Raw genomic sequence first — 21,448 nt, 5'->3', positions numbered from 1 at the left:
TTATCGAGACAGTACTATCTTTAAACAGCGAGAGAATCCCGCCGTTCACGGCGGGCGTGAATCGCGTCACTGGACTACGCAATCCAAAGTCTACAGCAGCCCGAATACCGAACGGAAGTTATTAGTGCCAAAATAACGTACAAAGGGTTGTGAGAACTGAAATCGATATGGAGCGAGGGAGCGACCTCCACGAACGGGTGAAAGAGTACGCCCGCGACAATGGCATCCGACATCCTCGCGCCTACGCTGAACTAATCGAGAAAGGATTAGACGCCAGTGACAACAATAACTAAGACCCTTCAAGCGACGTTCGCCCCACCGACAGCCCACAAGCAGTCGAAACTAAACGACCTGCTCGAAACCTACCGTGACGGTCTGCAAGAGGCGTTCGACGCCGGGGCGAGTACCATGTCGGCAGTGAGCGACATCGTGACGCCCTACGATCTGCCATATCAGGCCAAAGCTGCTCTCTGTAACTACGTCCCGAAACTCCGCAAGACATACAACGCCAAGGAGTTGGACGACAGCCACCCAATACGGCTCACGAATCAAGCTGCGAAGTTCGACCACTCCGAGGAACGTGACTACGAGTTTACGTGGTGGGTTCCGCGCCCCGGTCGGGGGACGAACTTCTGGATTCCGCTCCGCATCAACCCTGAGCAGGAAGACCTCTGGCACGACCTCGTATCGGAGGGCGCGAAGGCGGGTGAGATACGGCTTCAGAAGCATCGGAAAAACTGGGTACTGCATGTCACCGTCGAGTACCCGGTCGAAAAACCAGCGACGGACTGTGACGCCACGCACATCGGCTTAGACATCGGAGAAACCGCCCTCATCACGGGCTGTGCCCTCAAGGATGGTTCTCCGACTGACCCGTTCGTGTGTAGCGGAAGCAGAGCGAAGCACCTCCGCAAAGAGATGCACACAACCCTGCAACGACTCCAAGAGCGTGACGCCTCCGAGTGGCGGATTGAAAACCGCTTCTCGCACTACCAGAACGCACTCACCGACATCGTGGAGAAGGCGTCTCGACAGGCCGTCGAGTACGCCAAACAGTTTGAGAACCCGGTGTTGGTGATGGAGGACTTGACGTACATCCGTGAGCGTCTCGACTACGGGAAGTACATGAACCGTCGGCTTCATTCCTGGGCATTCGCCCGGCTCCAAGGCCGCATCAAAGACAAGGCGACGGAAGCAGGCATCCCGGTTGAGTACGTGAACCCGGCATACACCTCGAAGACGTGCCACTCGTGCCACCGCATCGGTCGGCGGGACTCTCAAGCCGAGTTTCGGTGTCTGAACGATGACTGCCACGTTTCGACGTTTCAGGCCGACATCAACGCTTCCGCGAATATCGCACGACGGATTGACCCGTGGGGAGAGAGCGTCCCGCTTGATAAGGTGGGACGCGATGACTCGCCTCGGGATGGGAGCGGTAGTGACACCGCCACGGCTCACTGTGAGACGAGCGAGAACCCCTCGCAGATGACGCTCACGGCGTTCCAAGAGTCGGAACCCTCTACCTAGCGACGACTGACTGGTATTCCCCATGCGTGGGAAGCCCCGCCGTTTACGGCGGGGAGGATGTCACCTGTCGGAACATCGGTGCCGTTTGGAGCTGTTTATCCGCAGGATAGTTAGTCAGCTCTGCCGTTGCCCGGTGGTGACGTCCGTCGAGCGCCCGCAAGCGAACTGTTTTTCACCGCGGGTCCCCGACCGTTTCGTATGGCGACCGAACAAGCCGAATCTGAGGGGATGGATTCTCATCTCCGTTCTATCACGGTCACGTCGCTCGCGTCCATCGGCGGGATCGCGGCGGCGCTGGTCTCTTCCGCGATGACGGCAGACATGGCTCCGGCGGACGCGGCTATGCACCAACCCGCACAGGCCATCGTCCTCGCGCTCGTCCTCGTACAGATCCCTCTCTACCGGGCCATAGGGGCGTACGGCGAGGAGGGTCCCGGAATAAAGGACTACCTCTTCATCGCCTTCATGACGTTTGCCCTCTGGTTCGTGACGTGGGGAATCATGCTCGAAACCGGATTCGGGATCTCGTTCTAACATGGCGAGCGACAGTATCGCCGTCGTCGACCTCGACAGATGTCAGCCCGACCGGTGCAACTACGAGTGTAAGAACTTCTGTCCGCCGAACCGCACCGGGAAAGAGTGCATCACGCTGCGGGGCGAAGACACCCGCGAGGGCGACCCCGACCAGATCCACATCAGCGAAGAGATCTGCCTGGGCGAGACCTGCGGCATCTGCGTCGAGAAGTGCCCGTTCGACGCTATCGAGATCATCAACTTGCCACAGGAGCTTCAGGACGACCCGGCTCACCGCTACGGCGAGAACGCCTTCTCGCTGTACGGCCTGCCCGTTCCGCAGGAAGGCCAAGTGACGGGTATTCTGGGACCGAACGGCATCGGGAAGACGACGGCCGTCCGCATCCTCGCCGGCGAACTCGTTCCCAACCTCGGCCAGCACGAAACGGAACCGGACTGGGACGACGCTCTGGACGCGTACCGCGGAACCGAACTTCAGGATTACATCGCGTCAGTCAGGGACGGCGACGTCACCGTCGCGCGAAAGCCCCAGTACGTCGACCAGATCCCCGGCCAGTTCGACGGCAACACGCGCGAACTGCTCGAACAGACCGACGAGCGCGGCGACCTCGACTACCTGATCGACCGTCTCTCGATCCGCCCCGTGATGGACCAGAACATCGACAACCTCTCCGGCGGCGAACTCCAGCGAGTCGCCATCACGGCCTGTCTCGCGCGGGAAGCCGACTTCTACTTCCTCGACGAGATCACGCCCTATCTCGACATCGGCCAGCGCGTCACCGTCGCCCGCCTGATCCAGGAACTCGCCGAGGAGGGCGACAAGTCGATGCTCGTCGTCGAACACGACCTCGCGATTCTCGACCTGCTGGCCGACAACCTCCACGTCGCGTACGGTGAACCCGGCGCGTACGGTGTCATCACGTCGCCTAAATCCGTCCGCAACGGCATCAACGAGTATCTCGCCGGCTATCTCGACAACGAGAACATGCGTATCCGGCCGGAGGCCATCGAGTTCGAGCAGCACGCTCCGCGACCTGTCTCGTCCGCCGACACGCTCGTCGAGTATCCGGACCTCTCGATGAGCTACGGCGAGGGCGAGTTCTCGCTCGACGTCGAGGGCGGAGAGGTCCGCGAGAACGAGGTTCTCGGCATCGTCGGCCCGAACGGTATCGGGAAATCGACGTTCGCCCAGATGCTCACCGGCGACCTCCAGCCCGACGAGGGCGATGTCGATTTCGCGCTCGATATCTCCTACAAGCCCCAGTACATCGAGATCGACCAGCCGATGCGGGTCGATGCGTTCCTCTCCTCTATCACCGACCAGTTCGGCTCGTCGTACTGGAACACCGAGATAGCCCAACCGCTCCAGCTAGAGCGGATCATGGAGCAGAACCTGAACGACCTCTCCGGCGGCGAGCGCCAGCGGGTCGCTATCGCGGCGTGTCTGTCCGAAGACGCCGACATCTACCTGCTCGACGAACCGAGCGCTCACCTGGACGTCGAACAGCGCGTCCAGGCGACCCGCGCGATCCGGCGGTACGCCGAGAGCCAGGACGCGACGGTGCTGGTCATCGACCACGACATCTACATGATCGACCTGCTGGCGGACCGCCTGATGGTATTCGACGGCGAACCCGCCGAGCGCGGCCGCGCCGGGAAACCGCAGGACATGCGTTCTGGAATGAACGACTTCCTCGCGAATCTGGAGATCACCTTCCGACGCGACGAGCGCGTCGGCCGTCCGCGGATCAACAAGCCCGGCAGTCAACTCGACAGCGAGCAGAAAGACAAGGGCGAGTACTACTACGCGCCCTGAGGTCCGTCGGGGCGCTGCCAGTTCGCAGACGCCGGTTCCGGCTGTCGGTCGTCGCAACTGTACTTCCCGTTTTTCGAGAGTTCGTTAGCTGTGACGACAGCGTCAGCACGGCTTCCCTGTGGTCGCCTTCGGCCGGTGGACGTGCGTCGGACTGACGCCCAGCGACTCGTACTCCTCGAACGTCTCGTCGTTTATTTCCGCCGCGTATCGCACCCGGCGGAGTCGAAGGAGCGAGTGGAGATGGATCAGTTCAGTCTTTCGCAAGGTGTCCAAGTTAGGGATTCGAGGAGGAAAACGAGGTGGGGCATCTCTGCCGAGATCGCAGGTACAAACCGCGACGGCGTCAGAGAACCTGCCGCTGACAGGAGCCACACAGCGTCTGCTCTTTCACGTCGACTTCCCGGACGGTCGGCGAGAAGTTCATGACGCAGCGCTTGTTGTCGCAGTGTTCCAGACCGAGCGTGTGGCCGACCTCGTGGACGATCTCCTTGCGAACGCGGTCGCCGAATATCTCGCCGGCGTCCTTGTTCGAGAAGCCGCCGTCGCTGGATGTCTGGAGACGATACGTCGAAACGACGCTGCCGTTGCCGTCGAGATAGGCGAGGCCGAAGACGTAGTTTCGACGCCGGTAGAAGAGGTCCTTCGTCGTGACGGCAATGTTCTTCTCGCCGCTTCCGACGCGGCTGGCAAGTTTGATGAACTCCTCCGCGCCGTACTGGTTGCGGTTGCTGTCGTACGCGCCGTTGGGGATAGATTGCGACTGCTGGACAGTAACTTCGCAGTCGTAGACGCTCCGCAGCCCGGCGGACGCCTGCCGTTTGACCCTGGCGGGCACTTCCCCGACCGGCACGATGTCAACGAGCATGCACAGCAATTAGGGCGCGCCGGCAATAAACATCCCGCCTGTGTCCCGCCCTTCGACCGACGCGCTCGCCGACCACCTCGCTCGATACGAACACGTGGTGGAAGTCGGAATCGGCCGGCGAACCGACGTGGCGCGAACGCTCGCCGACCGCGGCGTTACCGTCACCGCGACGGATGTCCGCGACCGTTCTGTCCCCGACTGCGTCTCCTTCGTCGTGGACGACGTGACCGATCCGGACCCGGCCGTTTACGCCGATGCCGACGCGGTCTACGCGCTGAACGCGCCGCCGGAACTCCACCGGCCGCTCCGCGATGTCGCCGACGCGGCCGACGCCGTCTTGTTCTTTACCACTCTGGGCGGCGACCCGCCGTCGGTTCCCGTCGACAGGGAGACGGTGCCCGGCGACACGCTGTACCGTGCGCGGGGGCCGGCCCGGGCGCTCTGCCGTAACGACACGCCCTTATCCCAGTCCCGCCTCCGCTCGGATATGAACGCCGACGCAGTCGTTCTGGACGTCGACGGCGTCCTCGTCGACGTGGAGGACTCGTACCGCCGCGCGATCGTCGAGTCGATCGAGCGCGTCTACGACCGCACGATCCGCAAGGCAGACATTCAGCAGTTCAAGGACGCCGGCGGGTTCAACAACGACTGGGAACTCACCGACGCCGCCGCGCTGTACGTCCTCGCCGCCGGGGAAGGGTACGGCGAGAGCATCGGAGCGTACACCGACGCTATCGCGGCCCGCGGCGGTGGCGTCGACGCCGCGGAGGCGGTCATCACCGACGCGCTCGGCGCGAACGCGACCGAACGCGTCCGCGAGGCGTGGGACCGCGAGCGACTCCGCGAGGTGTTCCAACAGCTCTATCTCGGTGCCGACCTCTACCGCGCTATCGAGGGCGGCGACCCCGACACCGAGACGGACGGGTTCATTCACGACGAGCCGGTCATCGCCGACGAGTCGACGATAGCCGCGCTCACCGACCGCTACGACGTGGGGGTGCTCACCGGCCGGCCGGAAGCGGAGGCAAGCATCGCGCTGGAACGCGTCGGTCTGGACGTCCCCGCCCCGCATCGGTTCACGATGGACGACTGGGAGGCGGGCAAACCTGACCCGCACGCGCTCGTCACTCTCGCCGAGCGCTTCGACGCGGGGACCGTCGTCTTCGTCGGCGACACGTTAGACGACGTGCGGACGGCGGTCAACGCGGCCGAAACGGACCCGTCCCGCGACTACCGCGGCGTCGGCGTCCTCACCGGCGGTCTCACCGGGGAAGAGGGACGAGAGAAGTACGAGAAAGCGGGCGCGTCAGCCGTCGTCGACTCCGTCAACGATCTTCCGGACCATCTCGGATGAGGACGCCGAGGACGAGACCGTAGACCAGATGGTGCCACAGCGTCTCCAGGGACGCTTCTCGGGACAGGTCCCGGCCGAACGGCCCCCAGCCGACGAACGGGAAGAAGACGGTCTGTTGTATTACCCACAGAAACGCCCCCCAGGCAGCGCCGCGGACGGCCCCGCCGCGCGGTTGGAGGAGCGCGAACGCCGCGCCCATCGTCCCGCCGTAACCGAGGTGCGAGACGGTGGCCGCCAGTAACTTCGGTCCCTCCGGCGCGTCCTCGCCGACGATTCGTTCGGTCAGCGCCCGCGGAAACGGCGTCGGGAGCGCAGTCAGTCCCTGTCGCCGGCCGGTGATCGCGGCGGCTGTCTTCCAGACTGTCGCGACGACGCCCGCAGCGAATCCTTTCATATGTACTCTCGCCTCGAACGCCGTACCACGGCCAGCCTGATAGAGACTGTTGTGAGTTAGCTCGGTAGTTCGCCGCCACGGGGTCGGAGAATATCGTGAATCAGTTACAACAGTCCCTATGAAAGCCGCTCGACCGAGCGCTTTTCCCTCTCGCCGTGGCAGGTCGCCCGTGACAGATCCCGACCTCGACGCGGTGCAGTCGAAACTGGAGCGCGCGACCGGTGTGACGGACGACGAGGCGGCCCGTCTGCTCGCCGACGCTCAGGACGATATCGACGACTTGCGCGGTGCGGCGGACGTCGACGAGGACCGCCTCGATGCCCTGGCGGCGGCGGTATCCCAGCGGTTGCGGGAACGCTCCGAGCGCGACGCGTACGACGGCGGCGCTCCCGACGGTGCCGCGATGAACCCCGAGGACGAAGACGCTCCCTGACACTTATCCCGGCCGCGGACCGAGTGGCCGGTATGGACCGCGCTACGCTCGAACATCGCGCCTGGACGGTCGGCCTCTCAGCTCTCGTCGGAGTGGTCGTTGGGGGCTCCGTCGCGGCCGATCCCGCCTCCTTCCTGCTGGTCGCCGCCGTTGCCTTCCTCATCGGCCTGCCGATAGTCTCTCGGGTACTCGACCGCTCTATCGGTCCCGACAGCGACCAGCCCGGTCGCCTGACGCTGTTCTGGGGAACCATCGTTCTCGCCATGCCGCTGTTCTGGGTCATGGACGCCGTTGCACCCGGGGGGACGGTGACGCTCGCTCTCCGAGGTGTCGGAATCGCGATCGTGTTCCTGTTCGCGACGTGGCTGGCGTACTACGGCGGATACGACCGCATTCGGGAGGACGTGTCCTGATGGCGGACTGGGGCTGGCTTTCGACGTTCGCGAGCGGCGCCTACCTCGTCGCGGTCTTTTCCTCGCCCGTCGCGGACCGCGTCGGGACAACGGGCACACCGGCTGTCGCCTTCGCCGCTCTGGCGTTCGTCGCGCTGTGGCGCTTGTCGACCTGGCTCGACAACGGCGGGTACGAGCGCCTCGGCGCTGCTTCCGACGGCGCGGGAACGTTCTTCTGGCTGGTGGTTCTGTATCTCCCCTGGGGGTTCCTGCCGACGCTCGCCGCGGTCGACCGTCTCGTCGTTCTCCCGTACGATATCTTCTTACCCGCGACCGTCGCTTCGTTCTCGCCCGTCGCGGCCTGGCTCGCGTTCTACGGCGGTGCCGACCGCCTCGGAGTCGACAGCGGCACGTTCGACAGACTGATCGGCGGCTGGCTGGCTACGCTCGTCGTTGGGGCGAGCGCCGCTCTGTTGCTCGACGTGTCGATCGCTGAGAACGCTGTGGCCGTCGCGTTCCTCGCCGCGCAAGCCGTCGGCTTTGCTGTCGCGTTGGCCGGTAGAATGCGCGTCGCCGCCTGAACACCCAACGCTTAATCTCCGAGGGGCTAACCAACGGGTATGCGAATCGCTCTACTCGGCGGTACCGGCGATATCGGTCAGGGACTGGCGCTCCGTCTGGCGTACGACACTGCCCACGAGATACTGATCGGGTCGCGCGACCCCGAGAAGGCACGCACCAAAGCCGAGGAGTACGAGACGGAACTCGACAGCCGCGGCGTCGACCCCGACGTCAAGGGCTTCGAAAACGGCATGGCCGCCGACCGCTCGGACGTGGTCGTCGTGGCCGTTCCGCCCTATCACGTCTCCGACACCATCGAGGACGTGGCGGACAGGCTCGACGACGACGCCGTCCTCGTCACGCCCGCGGTCGGCATGAAAAGCGACGAAGACGGCATGCACTATCATCGCCCCGGCGCGGGGAGCGTGACGGCCGTCGCCGCCGCCGCCGCGCCCGATTCCGTGTCCGTCGTCGGTGCGTTCCACAACCTCGCCGCCGACCGCCTCGCCAACCTCGACATCGACCTCGACGTCGACACTCTCGTCGTCGGCGACGACGACGACGCGAAGGAGACGGTGACGATGATCGCCGAGCAGATAGACGGCCTCCGCGCCTTGGACGCCGGGCCCATCGCAAACGCGGCCGAAGTCGAGAGCGTGACGCCGTTGGTCATCAACATCGCCCGGTACAACGAGGGCATGCACGACGTGGGGACAACGTTCCACTGAAAGCCCTTGCTCGACCCTGGCGGGTCTCGCTGCGCCCTTTCACTGTCCTCCACGACGCGCGAGCGGAGAGCGCGTCGGTCCAGGCAGCTAGTTCGCGCGGCGCTGACGGCCGTCAGCGCACGCTTCGAGTGCCTGCCTTTCCCCGCACGCTGGCGATAAAACGCCAGCGCGGCCGGCCGGCTGTGTGGCGGGTAGTAACACACACCGTGAAGCCGCCGCTTCACCGTCAGAGAGTCGCTCTGACGAGTCTCTGCTCACTCTGATAGCGGAGAGTCCGTAATCGAACGGAGAGGCTGCGGCCCTTTTGGCCGAGCTTTTTACCGGGAGAGTGCCCGCAGCGCCTTCGGGGCGAGGACACCCCACCCGAAAAAGGTCGTCGTTCTAGGCCCCGGCGTTCTCCAGTGCGGTTTCGATGTCGTCGCGCTGGGTAACGCCGACGAATCGTTCGACGATTCCGTCGTCGTTTTCGACGATGAGTGTCGGCAGGGAACGGACCTGGTACTCGTTGGCCACATCCTGGTTCTCGTCGACGTTTATCTTCTCGACCTCGAAGCGGTCCTCCCAATCTTCTTCAAGTTCTTCGAGGATCGGGTCCTGCGTCTTGCACGGACCACACCAGTCTGCATGGAAATCCTTCAGTGTTACAGTCATACTGCGCTCGGCGGAAATACCCGCGCGTCGCGCATAAGGGTTTCCCACTCTTGTACAACCGTGGCACAATCAGTTGGACGCACTCGGTTGCTGACCGATATCCGACCGATATCTACCTGACAGTAGTGGCGGTACCGGTGCGAAAGGTTTACCCTGTCCCATTGCGGACTACTCGAACATGAGCAGCGGCGAAAACAGCGGCGGGCTAATGTCCAGTGCGGGACTAGTCCGCTACTTCGACGCGGAAGACCGAAACGCGATCACCATCAACCCGAAAACAGTCGTCGCCTTCGGCGTACTGTTCGGCGTCCTGATTCAGGTCCTGTCTCTCATCGGATAACGAGTCCGTGCGGGTTTTTTAGCCGCGGCACGTAGTAGGCGCAATGACCTTTACAGCCGGAGTCGTCGCCGTACAGGGCGACGTGAGCGAACACGCCGCTGCGATCGAACACGCCGCCGAGCGCCGCGGCCGGACCGCCGAGGTGGTGGAGATACGTGACGCCGGGATAGTTCCCGACTGCGACGCCCTCCTCATGCCGGGCGGGGAGTCGACGACCATCTCGCGCCTGCTCCACGACGAGGGGATAGCCGCAGAGATAGTCGACCACGTCGACAACGGCAAACCGGTCCTGGCGACGTGTGCGGGGCTCATCGTCGCCTCGCGAGACGCCGGTGACGAGCGCGTTGAAACGCTCGACCTGATCGACGTTACCGTCGAACGCAACGCGTTCGGCCGGCAGAAAGACAGCTTCGAGGCCCCGCTCGACGTGGACGGTCTCGACGACCCGTTCCCTGGCGTGTTCATCCGCGCACCGGTTATCAGCGAGGTCGGCGGGGACTCCGGCCGTGGCTCGGAGACCGGTCGGACGCAATCGGGTGGTGTAGCGGTCCTCGCCGAGTGGGACGGCCGCCCCGTCGCCGTCCGCGACGGCCCCGTCATCGGGACTTCGTTCCATCCGGAACTGACCGACGACGACAGGATCCACGAACTCGCCTTCTTCGCCGAGACGCCGGCGACCCAGTAGGGGAGACTTTTCTCCCTGGGGTCCGAGGTTCGTGTATGGACGCGACTATCGACGCGGTACGCGTCGCCGGGACGCCCGACGGCCCCGTTCCCGTTGCCGTCCTCGCCGTCGAGGAGGAATCGGACGTTCTCCCTATCTTCATCGGGTTCGACGAGGCGGCGAGCATCGCGCGGGGCTTAGATGCCGAGGACATCGGGCGACCGCTGACTCACGACCTCCTGCTCGACGTGATCGAGGAACTCGGCGGGCGGGTGACCGAAGTCGTCGTCAGCGGCGTCGAAGACGGCACGTACATCGCCGACCTGCACGTCGAGACCCCCCGCGACGAGGCAATCATCGACGCCCGTCCAAGCGATTCGCTGGCGCTCGCTGCGCGGACGAACACCCCCGTCGAGGTCGACGAGTCCGTCTTCGAGAGCGGACGGCAACCGCGGGATGAGTTCGACGCGCTCGACGACATCCGGGAGGTGGCAGACCTCGCATGACCCAGGAGAGCACCGCGGAGATACTGGACGACCTGTTCGCCGTCATCGAGGACCGCAAGGAGACGCTGCCGGAGGACTCCTACACCGCCTCGCTGTTCACCAGCGAGAAAGGAGAAAACGAGGTGCTGGAGAAACTCGGCGAGGAGTCGACGGAACTGGTACTCGCCGCGAAAGACGACGACTACGATGAAATAGCCCACGAGAGTGCCGACATCGTCTATCACCTGCTCGTCCTGCTGTCGATGAAAGGGATGGACATCGAGGACCTGCGTGCGGAACTGGCCGAACGGCGGTGACGGAGAGTCGCTGGACTCAGTAGCGGCGGTCGGCGCGGATGCGCTCCTTTTTCGCACCTGAGTCCCCGAGTACGCCACCGACCGCCCCGGCCAGCGCGCTATCCAGCGCCATCAGCACGGCGATGGCAAGGGCGACGAAAAAGACCGCGCCGCCGACGAACGGCCCGAGCGGCCCGAGGCCGATGGTGCCGACGACGGTCGCGCCGAACCCGAACGTGATCGCCAGAACGATGCCGCCGAGCGACCCGGCGAGCAGGCCGTGCCACGCGCCGCTGAGCAGTCCCCCACCGGCCATGTAGCCGGCGATGAACCCGCCGACCAGGCCGGCCGCTGCGTGGCCAACTCCGGGAGCAGCCAACGCGAACAGTCCGGCAACGATCTCGACCAGAAACCCGGTTATGACTGCGCGCCAGTTCATGTCTGGACGTAGGCGGTTCACGAATAAAGCCTTCTCGGCGTTACGGCTCCGTCAAGGGCGAGAACCGCGCGACGCGAACGCCGTTCGTCCCGCGCACGAGTGGTTCAGACCCGATAGGTAGACAGCCGACCCACTCCGCCGCCGCTCAGACGCGTGAATCCGCGCGCTTTTACGCTCCGGAGACGTATTCACGCCCATGATTTTCGAGGACCTTCCGACGACGCCCACGTCGGAGGAACTTATCGACAAGGCGTTTTCGCGGGCGTCGCGGTCGGGGCGGGCCAAGAGCGGATTCCAGGCCCAGCAGTCGATGCTTCAGACGGCGGCGAATATCCTTTCGGACAACTTGGAAAACGTGGTGACCGCGTGGCCGGACTTCGAGGACATCGACCCGTTCTACTACGAACTCGCCGACGCGATGGTGGATGCCTCCGAGTCGCACTCGGATGCCGCGGGAGACGCTGACGCGCCTTCCGGCGTCGACGAACTCCGGAAGAGCCTCTCCGAGGTTACCTGGGCGAGCCGCAAGACCGACGAACTCCGCGAGGAGTATCAGGGCCGTATGCGCGGCGACGTAGACACGGCTCGAAAGGTGCGAAAACAAGCGTTCGCCCGCCTCGCCGACGTGGTCGAGGAAGTCGAGGACGACCTGCTTCGCCTCAACGAAGCGCGCGAACAGTTGCGGAAGCTTCCGGACATCGACCCCGACGCCCCCACTATCGTCGTCGCGGGCTACCCCAACGTCGGGAAATCGTCGTTCGTCAACGAGGTGACAAACGCCCGCGGCGAGACGGCGTCGTACCCGTTCACGACGAGAGGAATCGGCGTTGGCCACTTCGACCGGGACCACATCCGTTATCAGATAGTCGACACTCCGGGGCTCCTCGACCGACCGCCGGAGGACCGGAACGATATCGAGTCACAGGCGGTCAGCGCACTGGAACACCTCGCGGACTGCGTCCTCTTCCTCGTCGACGCGAGCCTCGACTGCGGCTATCCGCTTGACGTCCAACTGGAACTCAGAAACGCGGTCGAAGCGCAGTTCGAGGACGTCCCCGTTCTCACTGTGTGTAACAAGGCCGACCGTTCGCGTGACGTCGACGCGGACTACTACATGAGCGTCGCAGACGGCGAGAACGTAGAAGGCGTCCTCGACGCCGCCGTCGAGGAGATCGGTTACGAACTAGAACTACCGTTCGACGAGTAGCGTCGGTCGGTTACTTCTACAGACGAACAAGGCGAGTTCTTCGGGGTCGTACGGAAGACGAAGTCTTCCGTGATGACGAGAGTCTCGAACTACTTGACTCCGAGGCGGTTCACGATCCCTCGTTGGGATCGTTGCAGCTTTGTGTCGGTTTTCACCGGCCCGACATGGGAACTACCCGACTGGCCTACAACAGTCCCTATCAGGCGTCCGTCGCGTTGTAGGTCACCTGGACCTGCGCGCTGACGCTGACGGGGCCGGACTCGATGCTCGTCGAAGCGTCGCCGCTCGCCGCGGTCTGTGCCTCGGCGTAGTACGGCCGAACGTCGACGTGACCGGTCGAGGCCGACGTGACGCCCGTGATCGTCAGGTTGGCGTTCTTCGCCAGCACCTCGGCGTCACTTCGCGCGTTGTCCATGGCGTTCGAGAGTGCTTCCTCTCGGAGTTCGTCGCGCGTCTCCTCGGAGAGAGTGAACGACACCTGACCGACGTTCGTCCCGCCGTTGTTGACGGCCGTTTCGATGACCGTGCCGACCGCGTCCGTGTCGTTGATCTCGATCTCGAAGGAGTGGGTGCCGATGTATCTGGTCGGACCCTCGGACCGTCGCGATTCGTGGTCCTCCCGGATGATATACCGGCTGGTCTCTATCTGGTCGTCAGTGATACCGATCTCTTCGAGCGCCGCCCGCATCTCGGAGACGTTCTCGGAAAGCTGCTGACGCACTGTCTCGGCGTCGCTAGCGCTCGCCTCGACCCCGATATCCAACACGGCACGGTCGGGGTCCGCTGTCACCTCACCGCTCGCGGACACGCTCACCGACTTCGCCGGTTGTTGTTGCTGTTGGGCGCTTGCTGCTGGTGACGTATCTCCCTCCGGAGAGGCATCGCTGCTACTGCCGATCGTCCCCGCACAGCCCGCGGTGACGAGCATTGCCACCACTGCGAGCGTCGCGAGGAGACGTTTTCGGGTCATACGATCTTCACTGCGACCCACCTAACAAAGTAGTTCACGGAGGGTGAAATGGGAGTTTGAGCCACGAGCCTTGGGTCGTGGATGCGGTCGGTCTCGCCGCCACCGACGACGGTTGATCGTCATCCGTGCCGTTCGTCACGTTGCCGGTAGACGAGGTCTGGTACGTCTGGAACTGCACGTGAACGGTGACGTTCTCCCCCGTCTCTTCGGCGATGGCCGCTTTCAGGTCGTTCGCCAGTTCCGGATACTCAGTACCCTGTGGATGACTGATGCTGACCGTAACGTTCTCCGGCGCACTGAACGGTTTGACACCGATGTACTCGACGCCGACGGAGACGATGCTGGCCCGGTCGTACTGGTCCGAATCGACGACGTCGTGTGCCGCCTGATTGACCGATCGCTGGAACGTGATCTGCTGGCCCGTCCCGACCGCCGTCACGCCGATGACTGCGATGAGTAAGACCGCGGTCAGGCCGAGCGCAACCGTCTTCCGCCGCGTATCGCCCGAGAGGAACGCCCGCCACTGCACACGCTGGTAGCCGAGCGCCCAGAGCGTGACGAACACGGCGACGTTGATCGCGATCAGCGTGGCGACGAGGAGAAACAGCGTCCCGAAGGCGATGACGTTGTACTCCCAGACGAGGGCGATACCGGTGGTCGCCGCCGTCGGAATAAGCGCCGCGGCGATCATCACGCCGATGAGCGACGTCGGTCCCTTCGTCGTCAGGCCGAACGCGGCGGCAGCACCCGACGCCAGTCCGACGACCACCGAGAACACGCTCGGGGAGATCCTGAGCGCGATCGGCTGGATCGACGCGATGTCGAGTTCCGCCGGGACGAACCCGCCGGCCCTGAGCAACCAGGCGAACAGGAACGCGCCGCCGACAGCGACGACGACGCCGAGCCCCTGGAGCCAGATGCTCTCCCGGAACATCTTCTCGTCGCCGGTCACCCCCCCGACGCCGGTCGTCAGCACCGGGCCGACGATGGGGGCGATGACCATCGACCCGACGACCACCGCCGGCGACCCGACAAGGAGACCGGCAGTCGCGATGATGGCGCTGAAGAAGATCATCGCCACGAACGACGTCGGGTCCCGGCTCATGTCCTGGGCCTTCGACTTGAGTTCCGGTCGCGTCAGCGGGTCGAAATCGGAGGCGAACCGGTCCTGCAGTTCCTCGGAGTGAGGTGTCGTCGCAGTCTCCGCGTTGCCGAGGACGGTGTACCCGTCTTCGGGGAAGCCGGCTTGCTCCAGCGTGTCCCGGATGGTCCCGACGGCGTCCGTGGGCAACGGGAACTCCACGATCCAACCGCCGGCGTCGCTCTCGTTACGACTGATGACGTAGTCGACGTTTTCCGACTCCAGCGCGGCGGTGACGGCGTCGCGTTTCTCGTCGGAAACGAGGATCTGGATGAGACGCACAGCAGGCCAACGCCGCCCGGTCGAAAAAGGACCGGGGGTCGTTGTGTGCGTCCGGGTCGCGGAAGCAGTCGGTTACCGCCCCGAACAACCGGCTAAGGTCACGTTACGGTCTGCCCCGGGACCGCAGAACTGTGCGCTCCGCCGTGTTTGTCGCGCGCCCGGGCGAACGGAGAGCGCTCGGCGGCCCGGACCGGTTCGGCGACTCGCTCGGACGACCCGCCCGCGGTCTGGACCGTAACCAACTGCACCTGAACGCTGACGTTCTGTCCGGTCGTGTCCCTGACGCGTTCGACGATCCGACTCGCCAGTCCCGGGTGGTTCTCGTCGCCCGGGCGACCGACGGTAATAACCACTTGGTCCGTTTGGGACCCGAGCGGGCCGCCTTCGCGGGTTATCTCGACGTCGATGAGAGAGAGATTCGCGTACTCCTCGTCGCTGAGGACGGCGTTTACCTCGTCCCGGACCGCCTGGTCGCTGGTCGCCGTCTGGAACGACGTGAGGGTGACGCCCGCCAGAAAGCCCGACAGGAGGAGCAGGCCGACGAGAAGCATCCCGATGCGCCGGACCGTCTTGGACCGAGCCTCGTCCGCCTCGAACCACTTCCCGGGACGATACCCCATGTACCAGAGCACGACGAGCGCCGCGAGGTTGATGGAAAAGAGGTTGACGAGAACCAGTACACCGGCCCCGAGAACGACGTCCGAGAGGCCCCACGCGATACCGATCCCGACGGCAGCGACGGGGGGGATGAGTGCCGCGGCGATCATCACGCCGACGAGCGCCGCCGAGACGCCGCCGGAGAGGCTCATCGCCCCGGCTATCCCGCCGCCGAGAGCCACCGCGAGCGAGAGCAAGTCCGGCGAGAGGCGTCCCTGCACCTGGCCGAGTTCGAGGACGTCCAGCCCCGGCGGCACCAGATACAGCGACTTGACCAGCAACGCGAACACCGTCGCGGCGATAGTCGCCGCTGTGAATCCGACGACCTGGAACTTCACACCCTGTCGGAACAGGTCGTTGTCGTTGATGACGGTCCCCACGCTGGTCGCCATCGCCGGGCCGAGCACCGGCGCGATGACCATCGACCCGACGACCACCGCCGGCGAATCGAGCAGCAGGCCCGCCGTCGCGACGACGGCGCTTACGATAGCCAGCGTCAGATAGGTCCGGACGTTCGGCATGAGGTCCGCCGCTTCCGACTGTATCTCCTCGCGAGCGATCCGCTGGTCCGATTCGTTTGTGTCGTTATACTGCTCTTGCAGTTCGTCGAACCGCCGCGAAATGACTGTCTGAGCGTCGATAACGATCGTGTAACTGTCCTCGTCGATCCCGATCTCGCGGAGCCGTTCCAGTATCGGTTCGACCGCGTTCCGCGGCAGCGGGAACGAGACGACGGCGGTGTACTCCCGGCCGCTCGTTTCGTCCGTGAGGGCGTAGTCGATACCCTCGTCGTCGAGGGTTTTCAGAACCGCCTCACGCTTTCCTGCCGGGATCATGACCTCTACGAGACGCACGTGCGCCGCTTTGGGGGCCGTCGGCAAATAATCCCGGGAAGGGAGATGACCGAGACAGCAGTCTTAACCGCCAGCGCGCGCTACCTGCGGCCATGTTTGATGACCGACCGGACCGTGACGCCGAAGTCGTGTTCGCCGGCCGGTCGAACGTCGGCAAGTCGACGCTGATGCGCGAGTTGACGGGCCACACGTTCGACACCGGCCAGAAACCCGGCGTCACCCGTTCGCCCAATCACTACGACTGGGCTCCCGAGGACTTCGTCCTGACTGACCTCCCCGGGTTCGGCTTCATGTCCGGCGTCGACGAGGACCACCGGGAGGCGATCAAAGACGGCATCGTGGAGTACATCGAGGACCGCGCCGACAACGTTCTCGTCGCCGTGATAGTCCTCGACGGCAAGAGCGCCGTCGACATCATCGACCGTCACTCAGGTGAGGACGACGTCCCCTACGTGCTCGATATGTACTACTTCTTTCAGGACCTCGGGATCCCGACGGTCATCGCCGTCAACAAGATGGACAAGGTCGACGACGAGGACGAGCGACTCGACGAGATCTGCGACCGCTTCGGTCTCTACCCGCCGTGGCAGCAGTGGCAGGAGACGGTCGCCCCGATCACCGCAAAGACCGGAAGCATCGAACCGCTGGAGGAGGCGATCCGCCACCACCTCCACGAACAGGAGCGGGACGACCTGTTCAAGTTCTTCTGAGCGACCTTTTTTCCCGTTCGGGTGGCCTTCGGCCACCTCTCACGCAAAAAAGCTCGGCCAAAAAACCCCGCTCGCGCCTGACGGCGCTCGCGGATCTATCGCTAGCCCGACGCCCTGCCCTCCCCCGTACCTGGACACGCCCCGCGTCGCGGAGCGGTCCAGCCCGGCCGCCGCAATCCAGCCCGGCCGACACACGCCAACCCGGCCGCCGCGAGCGCTAAACGACGCGGTTGTGGAACTCCTCGCCGGCCCCGATCCGGTCGACGTTCTCTCGGACCAGTTCGGCGATATTGCGGAAGTAGTCGCGGGTCTGGGCGGCGGCGTGGGGCGTGACGATGACGTCGTCCATCTCCCACAGCGGCGAGCGCTCCGGGAGGGGTTCCGTCTCGAACACGTCCAGTGCGGCACCGGCGAGGCGGTCCTCGCGGAGCGCTTCCACGAGCGCGTTCTGACGGACGACCCCGCCGCGCGCGACGTTGATCAGGTACGCGTCGTCCCGCATCGCGTCGAGTTCGTCGGGGCCGATCAGCCCCTCGGTTTCGTCGTTCAGCGGGACCGCGAGGGCGACGAACGTCGCGTCAGCGATGGCCTCGCGTAACTCGTCGGCCGGTCGGACGTGGGAGACGCCCGGCACGTCCTCCGGCGTTCGCTTGACGCCGGTGACCTCCATCCCCAGAGCGTCCGCGCGTTCGGCGATGCCACGGCCGAGCGTCCCGAGGCCGACGACGCAGAGCGACTCGCCGCGGACGGTGAACGGGCCGTCCCAGTCCGGATGTCGCCACTCCGTGCGTTCCTGCTGTGCGACGTAGTCGTGTAGCTGACGGGCGAACATCAGCACGTAGCCCGTCACCGTCTCGCCGACGGCGTCGCGGTGAATGCCCGTGCTGTTGGTCAGAGCGATGCCGCGCGCCTCGAACTCCTCCAGCGGGAAGCGGTCGATTCCCGCCTGTACCGAATGCACCCAGTCGACGGTGTCGAGGTAGGCTTCGCGGTGCGCGAACGTGACGACGCCGTCGCACTCGGCGAGTTCCTCGCGGTCGTCGCCGACGACGGCCACCTCGGCGTCGATGTCGGCGAGTGCGTCTGCCAACCGCTCAGGCGGGAAAATGACGCTCACGGTCTCGTTGATGCCCAGTCGACGGAGTTGCATGCGTCGGTGTTCGCGGAAAGCGCCGTTCAATCTTGCGGCGACGCGGCTGACCGCTTCAGCCGGGAGACGTGGAGCCGCCGCTCAGAGGGCGAGGAACGGCGGCTCGGGAAAAGGCCTCGTCACAAGGGGCTCGGTGGGGGTAACCCTCGTCACTGCCGCCGGCGGTCAGTAGCCGGTCGACGAGTTTTACTCTTGCGCTCGCGCCGCCAGGTCGCGGAGTTCGTCGGCCACCTCGCCAACCTCGTCTGGCGTCAGCGTGCCGCGTTCGGTTACGACGCCGTCGACCAGGTCCGGCGGCGTCACGTCGAACGTCGGATTTCGCACGTCGAGCGGCGCGTCGCCGTCGTACACCGCGGCCCGGTCGCCCGATTCCAGCGGGACCGTCTCTGCCGTCGCCACCTTGTCGCTGGCGGCGACGGCGAGAAACGGCACGCCCTCGCGGTCGGCGGCGAGCGCCGCGACTCGCGTTCCCGTTTTGTTCACCACGCCCCCGTCCGGGCGCACCGTGTCGGCACCGACGAGAACGGCGTCGACAGGCTCCTCACGTAGTACGTGCGCTATCGCGGCGTCGGTGTGCAGCGTCACAGGGCAACTCTCCGCCAGCGACTCGGCCACGCCGACGCCCTCGTTTCCAGGCCGGGACTCCGCGACGAACAGCGCCCGCGCGTCGGCCTCGCGGAGCGCCGACAGGACGGTGCGGGAGCGCGAGAGCGTCAACACCGCCGCGTCGTCCGCGCGCTGGGCGGCCCCGCTCGCGGCGTCCGTGTCGGCGCGGAGCGCGCGGTCTATCCCCTCGGCGGCGGCCGCCTCGATCCCTTCGGGCGTCCCGTCGCTCTCGGCGACAGCGCGGTTAACGCGGTTGTGCAGCGCCGCCATGCTCGGACGAGCGCGGCGAAGTCGCGCCGCGAGGTCGACGAGTTCTCCGGAGCCGTCCTCGCTCTCATCGGCGACTATCGCCGCCCGGTCGCGAAGCACTTCCAGCCCCCGCAGTGAGATGTACGCGGACCCGTGTTCGTCGTCCGCCGCGACCGAGCGAACCGTCGGTGCGACGACCTCGTAGGCGCGCCAGCGGCCGGGCGGCGTCTCCCGGCGGAGCAGTTCCGTCGGCGCGGCCCACTCCGTCCCCTCGAACGCGTCGCTGGCGACCGTCCCGCCGAGGGTCGATTCGCTGTCGGCCGAACGCTCGCTCGCGTCCTCTTTCAGTAGCGGGACGCTCACGTCGAACAGGAACGGGTGGACTGCGGTGTCGTCGTCGGGATAAACCGGCTGTCCAGTCCGGACGAGCGTCGCGTCGGCGATCCGTTCGACGGCGTCGACGGCCGTGGTTTCCGGGTCTGCGCCGGCCGTTTCGTGAACGATGTCCCAGACATCGCCCACACCGTGCTCCGAGCCCTGTTGCCCCACGGCGTCTCCTCCGTCTTCTGTGCCCTCTCTTGCGTCCTCAACCTTCTCCGTTCCCCCTCCGTCTCCTGTGCCCCCGGCTCTTCCGGCTCCGGTCGCGCCGCTGTCGGTCCGCCGTCCGAGCAGAATCCCGCTTCCCCTCCGGACGAAACACGCGACGTACTCTGTCATATCGCGGCGTACTCGCTCCACCGGGAACTTCTTTCGGGGTGCGGGCCGAAAGACCGGATATGCCGACCGTTGCTATCGTCAGCGACACCCACGTACCGACCCGCGCCGACGAGGTGCCGGAGTGGGTCGAAGACCGTGTCCGCGAGGCGGACCACGTCATCCACGCCGGCGACTTCGACGCGGTCGATGCGTACGACGAGTTCCGCGACCTTGCCGCCGACCTCACCGCCGTCCGCGGCAACATGGACCCCGTCGACCTGGACCTACCGGAGACGGCCGCGGTCGAACTCGGGGGCGTCACGTTCGTCGTCGTCCATGGCACCGGCGCGATGCGGAACTACCGCGAGCGCGTCGCCGGCATCGTGGCGGACGAGGCGGCGAACGTCGCGGGGCCCGTCGTCGGCGTCGCCGGACACACGCACGAGCTGATGGACGAACCCGTCGACCCCCCGGAGGGCGGGCCTGTCCGCTTGCTTAACCCCGGTAGCGCGACGGGGGCGGACCCGGCTGACGAGGCGACCGTGATGACGGCAGAGGTGGCGGACGGCGACGTGGACGTGACGGTGCGAGAGAAGTGACGGCCGGGGGCATCTGTCACTATCGCCGGGGGAACCTGCCCCCATCCGCGCGCTTTTTATCACGTCGCGCCGATTTCCGCGCATGGAAGTGTTCGCTGTCCCGGGTCTCCCAGAAGTGCGCCCGGGCGACGACGTCGCGACTCTCATCGAGGACCGGACGGACATCCGGGACGACGACATCGTACTGGTAGCAAGTACGATAGTCTCGAAAGCCGAGGACCGTGCCGCCGACCTCTCGGCGTTCCCGCCGAGCGAGCGCGCGGAAGCCATCGCCGAGCGGATCAGTGATCTCACCGACGAGGAGAAAGACCCCCGGTTCGCGCAGGCAGTTCTGGAGGAGAGCGACGAACTGCTGCTGGAGTCGCCGTTTCTCCTCGCGAAAACGCGGTTCGGACACGTCGGCGTCAACGCCGGCATCGACCGGTCGAACGTACCGGGCAACGACCTGTTGCTCCTGCCGAAGGCCCCAACCGAAAGCGCCGAGCGGATCCGGGAGAACCTCTCCGTCGACGCGTCAGTCGTCGTAACGGACACGAGCGGACGGCCGTTCCGGAACGGCCAGCGCGGCGTCGCCATCGGCTGGGCGGGGATGCCGGCGAGCCGAGACTGGCGGGGCGAGGTCGACCGCGACGGTCACGAACTCGAAGCAACGGTCGAGAGCGTCGTCGACGAACTCTCGGCGGCGGCGAACCTCGTCACCGGCGAGGGCGGCGGCGGAACGCCGGTCGCGGTCGTCCGCGACTGGGAGTTCGGCGACCACGGCGGGAGCGACGAACTGTTCCGCGACCACGAGAGCGACCTCGTCAGGCAGGCGCTGGCCGCGTGGGAGTACGAGGGATGACCGGGTC

Annotated in this window: 27 protein-coding genes and 1 pseudogene; 18 read left to right on the top strand and 10 right to left on the bottom strand. The window is 65.4% G+C overall.

Annotated elements, in window-relative coordinates:
- The first annotated feature begins 149 nt into the window (after window positions 1–149).
- The 4 genes from EYW42_RS19685 to EYW42_RS03285 all read left to right on the top strand — a co-directional run bounded on the left by EYW42_RS19685 (window position 150) and on the right by EYW42_RS03285 (window position 3,877).
- A complete protein-coding gene (locus EYW42_RS19685; protein WP_202613792.1) occupies window positions 150–293 on the top strand; it encodes a hypothetical protein in 144 nt (47 codons plus the stop codon).
- Window positions 277–1,527, top strand: a complete 1,251-nt coding sequence (locus EYW42_RS03295; RefSeq protein WP_135533825.1) for an RNA-guided endonuclease TnpB family protein — start codon at window positions 277–279, stop codon at window positions 1,525–1,527. Before EYW42_RS19685 ends, EYW42_RS03295 begins: the two co-directional genes overlap by 17 nt.
- A 198-nt stretch (window positions 1,528–1,725) precedes the next feature.
- Window positions 1,726–2,061 carry an EMC6-like membrane protein gene (locus EYW42_RS03290; RefSeq protein WP_202613791.1) on the top strand — a complete coding sequence of 112 codons (336 nt, stop codon included), beginning with the start codon at window positions 1,726–1,728 and terminating at the stop codon, window positions 2,059–2,061.
- A 1-nt stretch (window position 2,062) separates the two neighbouring features.
- Window positions 2,063–3,877: a ribosome biogenesis/translation initiation ATPase RLI gene (locus EYW42_RS03285; protein WP_135533824.1), complete on the top strand. Its 1,815-nt coding sequence runs from the start codon at window positions 2,063–2,065 to the stop codon at window positions 3,875–3,877.
- Window positions 3,878–3,979: 102 nt separating this feature from the next.
- On the opposite strand, the gene EYW42_RS19390 is transcribed toward EYW42_RS03285, so the two are convergent.
- Complete coding sequence (locus tag EYW42_RS19390) at window positions 3,980–4,141, bottom strand: UPF0058 family protein (protein ID WP_161972902.1); 162 nt, start codon at window positions 4,139–4,141, stop codon at window positions 3,980–3,982.
- Between the two features lie 79 nt (window positions 4,142–4,220).
- Window positions 4,221–4,742, bottom strand: coding sequence for an archaemetzincin family Zn-dependent metalloprotease (locus EYW42_RS03275; RefSeq protein WP_135533822.1), 522 nt, complete (start codon window positions 4,740–4,742; stop codon window positions 4,221–4,223).
- A 40-nt stretch (window positions 4,743–4,782) separates the two neighbouring features.
- Here EYW42_RS03275 and EYW42_RS19680 point away from each other — a divergent pair.
- Together EYW42_RS19680 and EYW42_RS03270 are read left to right on the top strand one after the other, a co-directional pair.
- Window positions 4,783–5,118 (top strand): annotated as a pseudogene (locus tag EYW42_RS19680) (UPF0146 family protein); the annotation flags it as partial.
- A gap of 111 nt (window positions 5,119–5,229) precedes the next feature.
- On the top strand, window positions 5,230–6,096 hold the full coding sequence (locus tag EYW42_RS03270) for a TIGR01548 family HAD-type hydrolase (protein WP_202613809.1): 867 nt from the start codon (window positions 5,230–5,232) through the stop codon (window positions 6,094–6,096).
- Here EYW42_RS03270 and EYW42_RS03265 read toward each other — a convergent pair.
- Window positions 6,068–6,490: a hypothetical protein gene (locus tag EYW42_RS03265; protein WP_135533820.1), complete on the bottom strand. Its 423-nt coding sequence runs from the start codon at window positions 6,488–6,490 to the stop codon at window positions 6,068–6,070. The genes EYW42_RS03270 and EYW42_RS03265 overlap by 29 nt on opposite strands.
- 169 nt (window positions 6,491–6,659) lie before the next feature.
- On the opposite strand from EYW42_RS03265, the gene EYW42_RS03260 reads away from it, so the two are divergent.
- Genes EYW42_RS03260 through npdG form a run of 4 tightly spaced genes read left to right on the top strand, consistent with a single transcriptional unit; the run spans window position 6,660 to window position 8,604 of the window.
- A complete protein-coding gene (locus EYW42_RS03260) occupies window positions 6,660–6,923 on the top strand; it encodes a hypothetical protein (RefSeq protein WP_135533819.1) in 264 nt (87 codons plus the stop codon).
- Between the two features lie 32 nt (window positions 6,924–6,955).
- A complete protein-coding gene (locus tag EYW42_RS03255) occupies window positions 6,956–7,336 on the top strand; it encodes a hypothetical protein (protein ID WP_135533818.1) in 381 nt (126 codons plus the stop codon).
- Window positions 7,336–7,896, top strand: coding sequence for a hypothetical protein (locus EYW42_RS03250; protein ID WP_135533817.1), 561 nt, complete (start codon window positions 7,336–7,338; stop codon window positions 7,894–7,896). Before EYW42_RS03255 ends, EYW42_RS03250 begins: the two co-directional genes overlap by 1 nt.
- Window positions 7,897–7,935: 39 nt before the next feature.
- Window positions 7,936–8,604 (top strand): NADPH-dependent F420 reductase, encoded by a 669-nt coding sequence (gene npdG, locus EYW42_RS03245; protein WP_135533816.1) that lies wholly within the window; start codon window positions 7,936–7,938, stop codon window positions 8,602–8,604.
- A gap of 381 nt (window positions 8,605–8,985) precedes the next feature.
- On the opposite strand, the gene EYW42_RS03240 is transcribed toward npdG, so the two are convergent.
- A complete protein-coding gene (locus tag EYW42_RS03240) occupies window positions 8,986–9,255 on the bottom strand; it encodes a thioredoxin family protein (RefSeq protein WP_135533815.1) in 270 nt (89 codons plus the stop codon).
- 178 nt (window positions 9,256–9,433) lie between these two features.
- Between EYW42_RS03240 and EYW42_RS03235 the strand changes: the two genes are divergently transcribed.
- Genes EYW42_RS03235 through hisE form a run of 4 tightly spaced genes read left to right on the top strand, consistent with a single transcriptional unit; the run spans window position 9,434 to window position 11,061 of the window.
- Window positions 9,434–9,595 (top strand): preprotein translocase subunit Sec61beta, encoded by a 162-nt coding sequence (locus EYW42_RS03235; protein ID WP_135533814.1) that lies wholly within the window; start codon window positions 9,434–9,436, stop codon window positions 9,593–9,595.
- A 43-nt stretch (window positions 9,596–9,638) separates the two neighbouring features.
- Window positions 9,639–10,280, top strand: a complete 642-nt coding sequence (pdxT, locus tag EYW42_RS03230; protein WP_135533813.1) for a pyridoxal 5'-phosphate synthase glutaminase subunit PdxT — start codon at window positions 9,639–9,641, stop codon at window positions 10,278–10,280.
- A gap of 35 nt (window positions 10,281–10,315) precedes the next feature.
- Window positions 10,316–10,765, top strand: a complete 450-nt coding sequence (locus EYW42_RS03225) for a bifunctional nuclease family protein (RefSeq protein ID WP_135533812.1) — start codon at window positions 10,316–10,318, stop codon at window positions 10,763–10,765.
- On the top strand, window positions 10,762–11,061 hold the full coding sequence (gene hisE, locus EYW42_RS03220; protein WP_135533811.1) for a phosphoribosyl-ATP diphosphatase: 300 nt from the start codon (window positions 10,762–10,764) through the stop codon (window positions 11,059–11,061). Before EYW42_RS03225 ends, hisE begins: the two co-directional genes overlap by 4 nt.
- A 16-nt stretch (window positions 11,062–11,077) precedes the next feature.
- Here hisE and EYW42_RS03215 read toward each other — a convergent pair whose 3' ends face one another.
- A complete protein-coding gene (locus EYW42_RS03215) occupies window positions 11,078–11,479 on the bottom strand; it encodes a DUF5518 domain-containing protein (RefSeq protein WP_135533810.1) in 402 nt (133 codons plus the stop codon).
- A 196-nt stretch (window positions 11,480–11,675) separates the two neighbouring features.
- Between EYW42_RS03215 and EYW42_RS03210 the strand changes: the two genes are divergently transcribed.
- The gene (locus tag EYW42_RS03210; protein WP_135533809.1) at window positions 11,676–12,686 is read left to right on the top strand and encodes an NOG1 family protein; all 1,011 of its coding nucleotides are present in this window, start codon (window positions 11,676–11,678) and stop codon (window positions 12,684–12,686) included.
- Window positions 12,687–12,885: 199 nt separating this feature from the next.
- On the opposite strand, the gene EYW42_RS03205 is transcribed toward EYW42_RS03210, so the two are convergent.
- The 3 genes from EYW42_RS03205 to EYW42_RS03195 form a co-directional block, all read right to left on the bottom strand.
- Window positions 12,886–13,656 carry an SIMPL domain-containing protein gene (locus tag EYW42_RS03205; RefSeq protein ID WP_135533808.1) on the bottom strand — a complete coding sequence of 257 codons (771 nt, stop codon included), beginning with the start codon at window positions 13,654–13,656 and terminating at the stop codon, window positions 12,886–12,888.
- A 34-nt stretch (window positions 13,657–13,690) separates the two neighbouring features.
- Window positions 13,691–15,079 carry a DUF389 domain-containing protein gene (locus EYW42_RS03200; RefSeq protein ID WP_135533807.1) on the bottom strand — a complete coding sequence of 463 codons (1,389 nt, stop codon included), beginning with the start codon at window positions 15,077–15,079 and terminating at the stop codon, window positions 13,691–13,693.
- A 98-nt stretch (window positions 15,080–15,177) separates the two neighbouring features.
- The gene (locus tag EYW42_RS03195; protein ID WP_135533806.1) at window positions 15,178–16,590 is read right to left on the bottom strand and encodes a TIGR00341 family protein; all 1,413 of its coding nucleotides are present in this window, start codon (window positions 16,588–16,590) and stop codon (window positions 15,178–15,180) included.
- Window positions 16,591–16,682: 92 nt separating this feature from the next.
- On the opposite strand from EYW42_RS03195, the gene engB reads away from it, so the two are divergent.
- Window positions 16,683–17,300, top strand: coding sequence for a GTP-binding protein EngB (gene engB, locus EYW42_RS03190; protein ID WP_135533805.1), 618 nt, complete (start codon window positions 16,683–16,685; stop codon window positions 17,298–17,300).
- Window positions 17,301–17,517: 217 nt separating this feature from the next.
- Here the strand turns inward: engB and ddh are convergent, their stop codons facing one another.
- Both ddh and EYW42_RS03180 read right to left on the bottom strand, forming a co-directional pair.
- A complete protein-coding gene (ddh, locus tag EYW42_RS03185; protein WP_135533804.1) occupies window positions 17,518–18,450 on the bottom strand; it encodes a D-2-hydroxyacid dehydrogenase in 933 nt (310 codons plus the stop codon).
- A 186-nt stretch (window positions 18,451–18,636) separates the two neighbouring features.
- On the bottom strand, window positions 18,637–20,022 hold the full coding sequence (locus EYW42_RS03180) for an initiation factor 2B (RefSeq protein ID WP_135533803.1): 1,386 nt from the start codon (window positions 20,020–20,022) through the stop codon (window positions 18,637–18,639).
- Between the two features lie 59 nt (window positions 20,023–20,081).
- Between EYW42_RS03180 and EYW42_RS03175 the strand changes: the two genes are divergently transcribed.
- Window positions 20,082–20,600, top strand: a complete 519-nt coding sequence (locus EYW42_RS03175) for a metallophosphoesterase family protein (protein ID WP_135533802.1) — start codon at window positions 20,082–20,084, stop codon at window positions 20,598–20,600.
- 82 nt (window positions 20,601–20,682) lie between these two features.
- Window positions 20,683–21,441 carry a coenzyme F420-0:L-glutamate ligase gene (locus tag EYW42_RS03170; RefSeq protein ID WP_135533801.1) on the top strand — a complete coding sequence of 253 codons (759 nt, stop codon included), beginning with the start codon at window positions 20,683–20,685 and terminating at the stop codon, window positions 21,439–21,441.
- The last annotated feature ends 7 nt before the right edge of the window (window positions 21,442–21,448 follow it).

The sequence above is a fragment of the Halostella pelagica genome (assembly GCF_004762015.1).
Taxonomy (GTDB): domain Archaea; phylum Halobacteriota; class Halobacteria; order Halobacteriales; family Natronoarchaeaceae; genus Halostella; species Halostella pelagica.
This window is presented reverse-complemented; position numbering and strand designations above follow the sequence as displayed.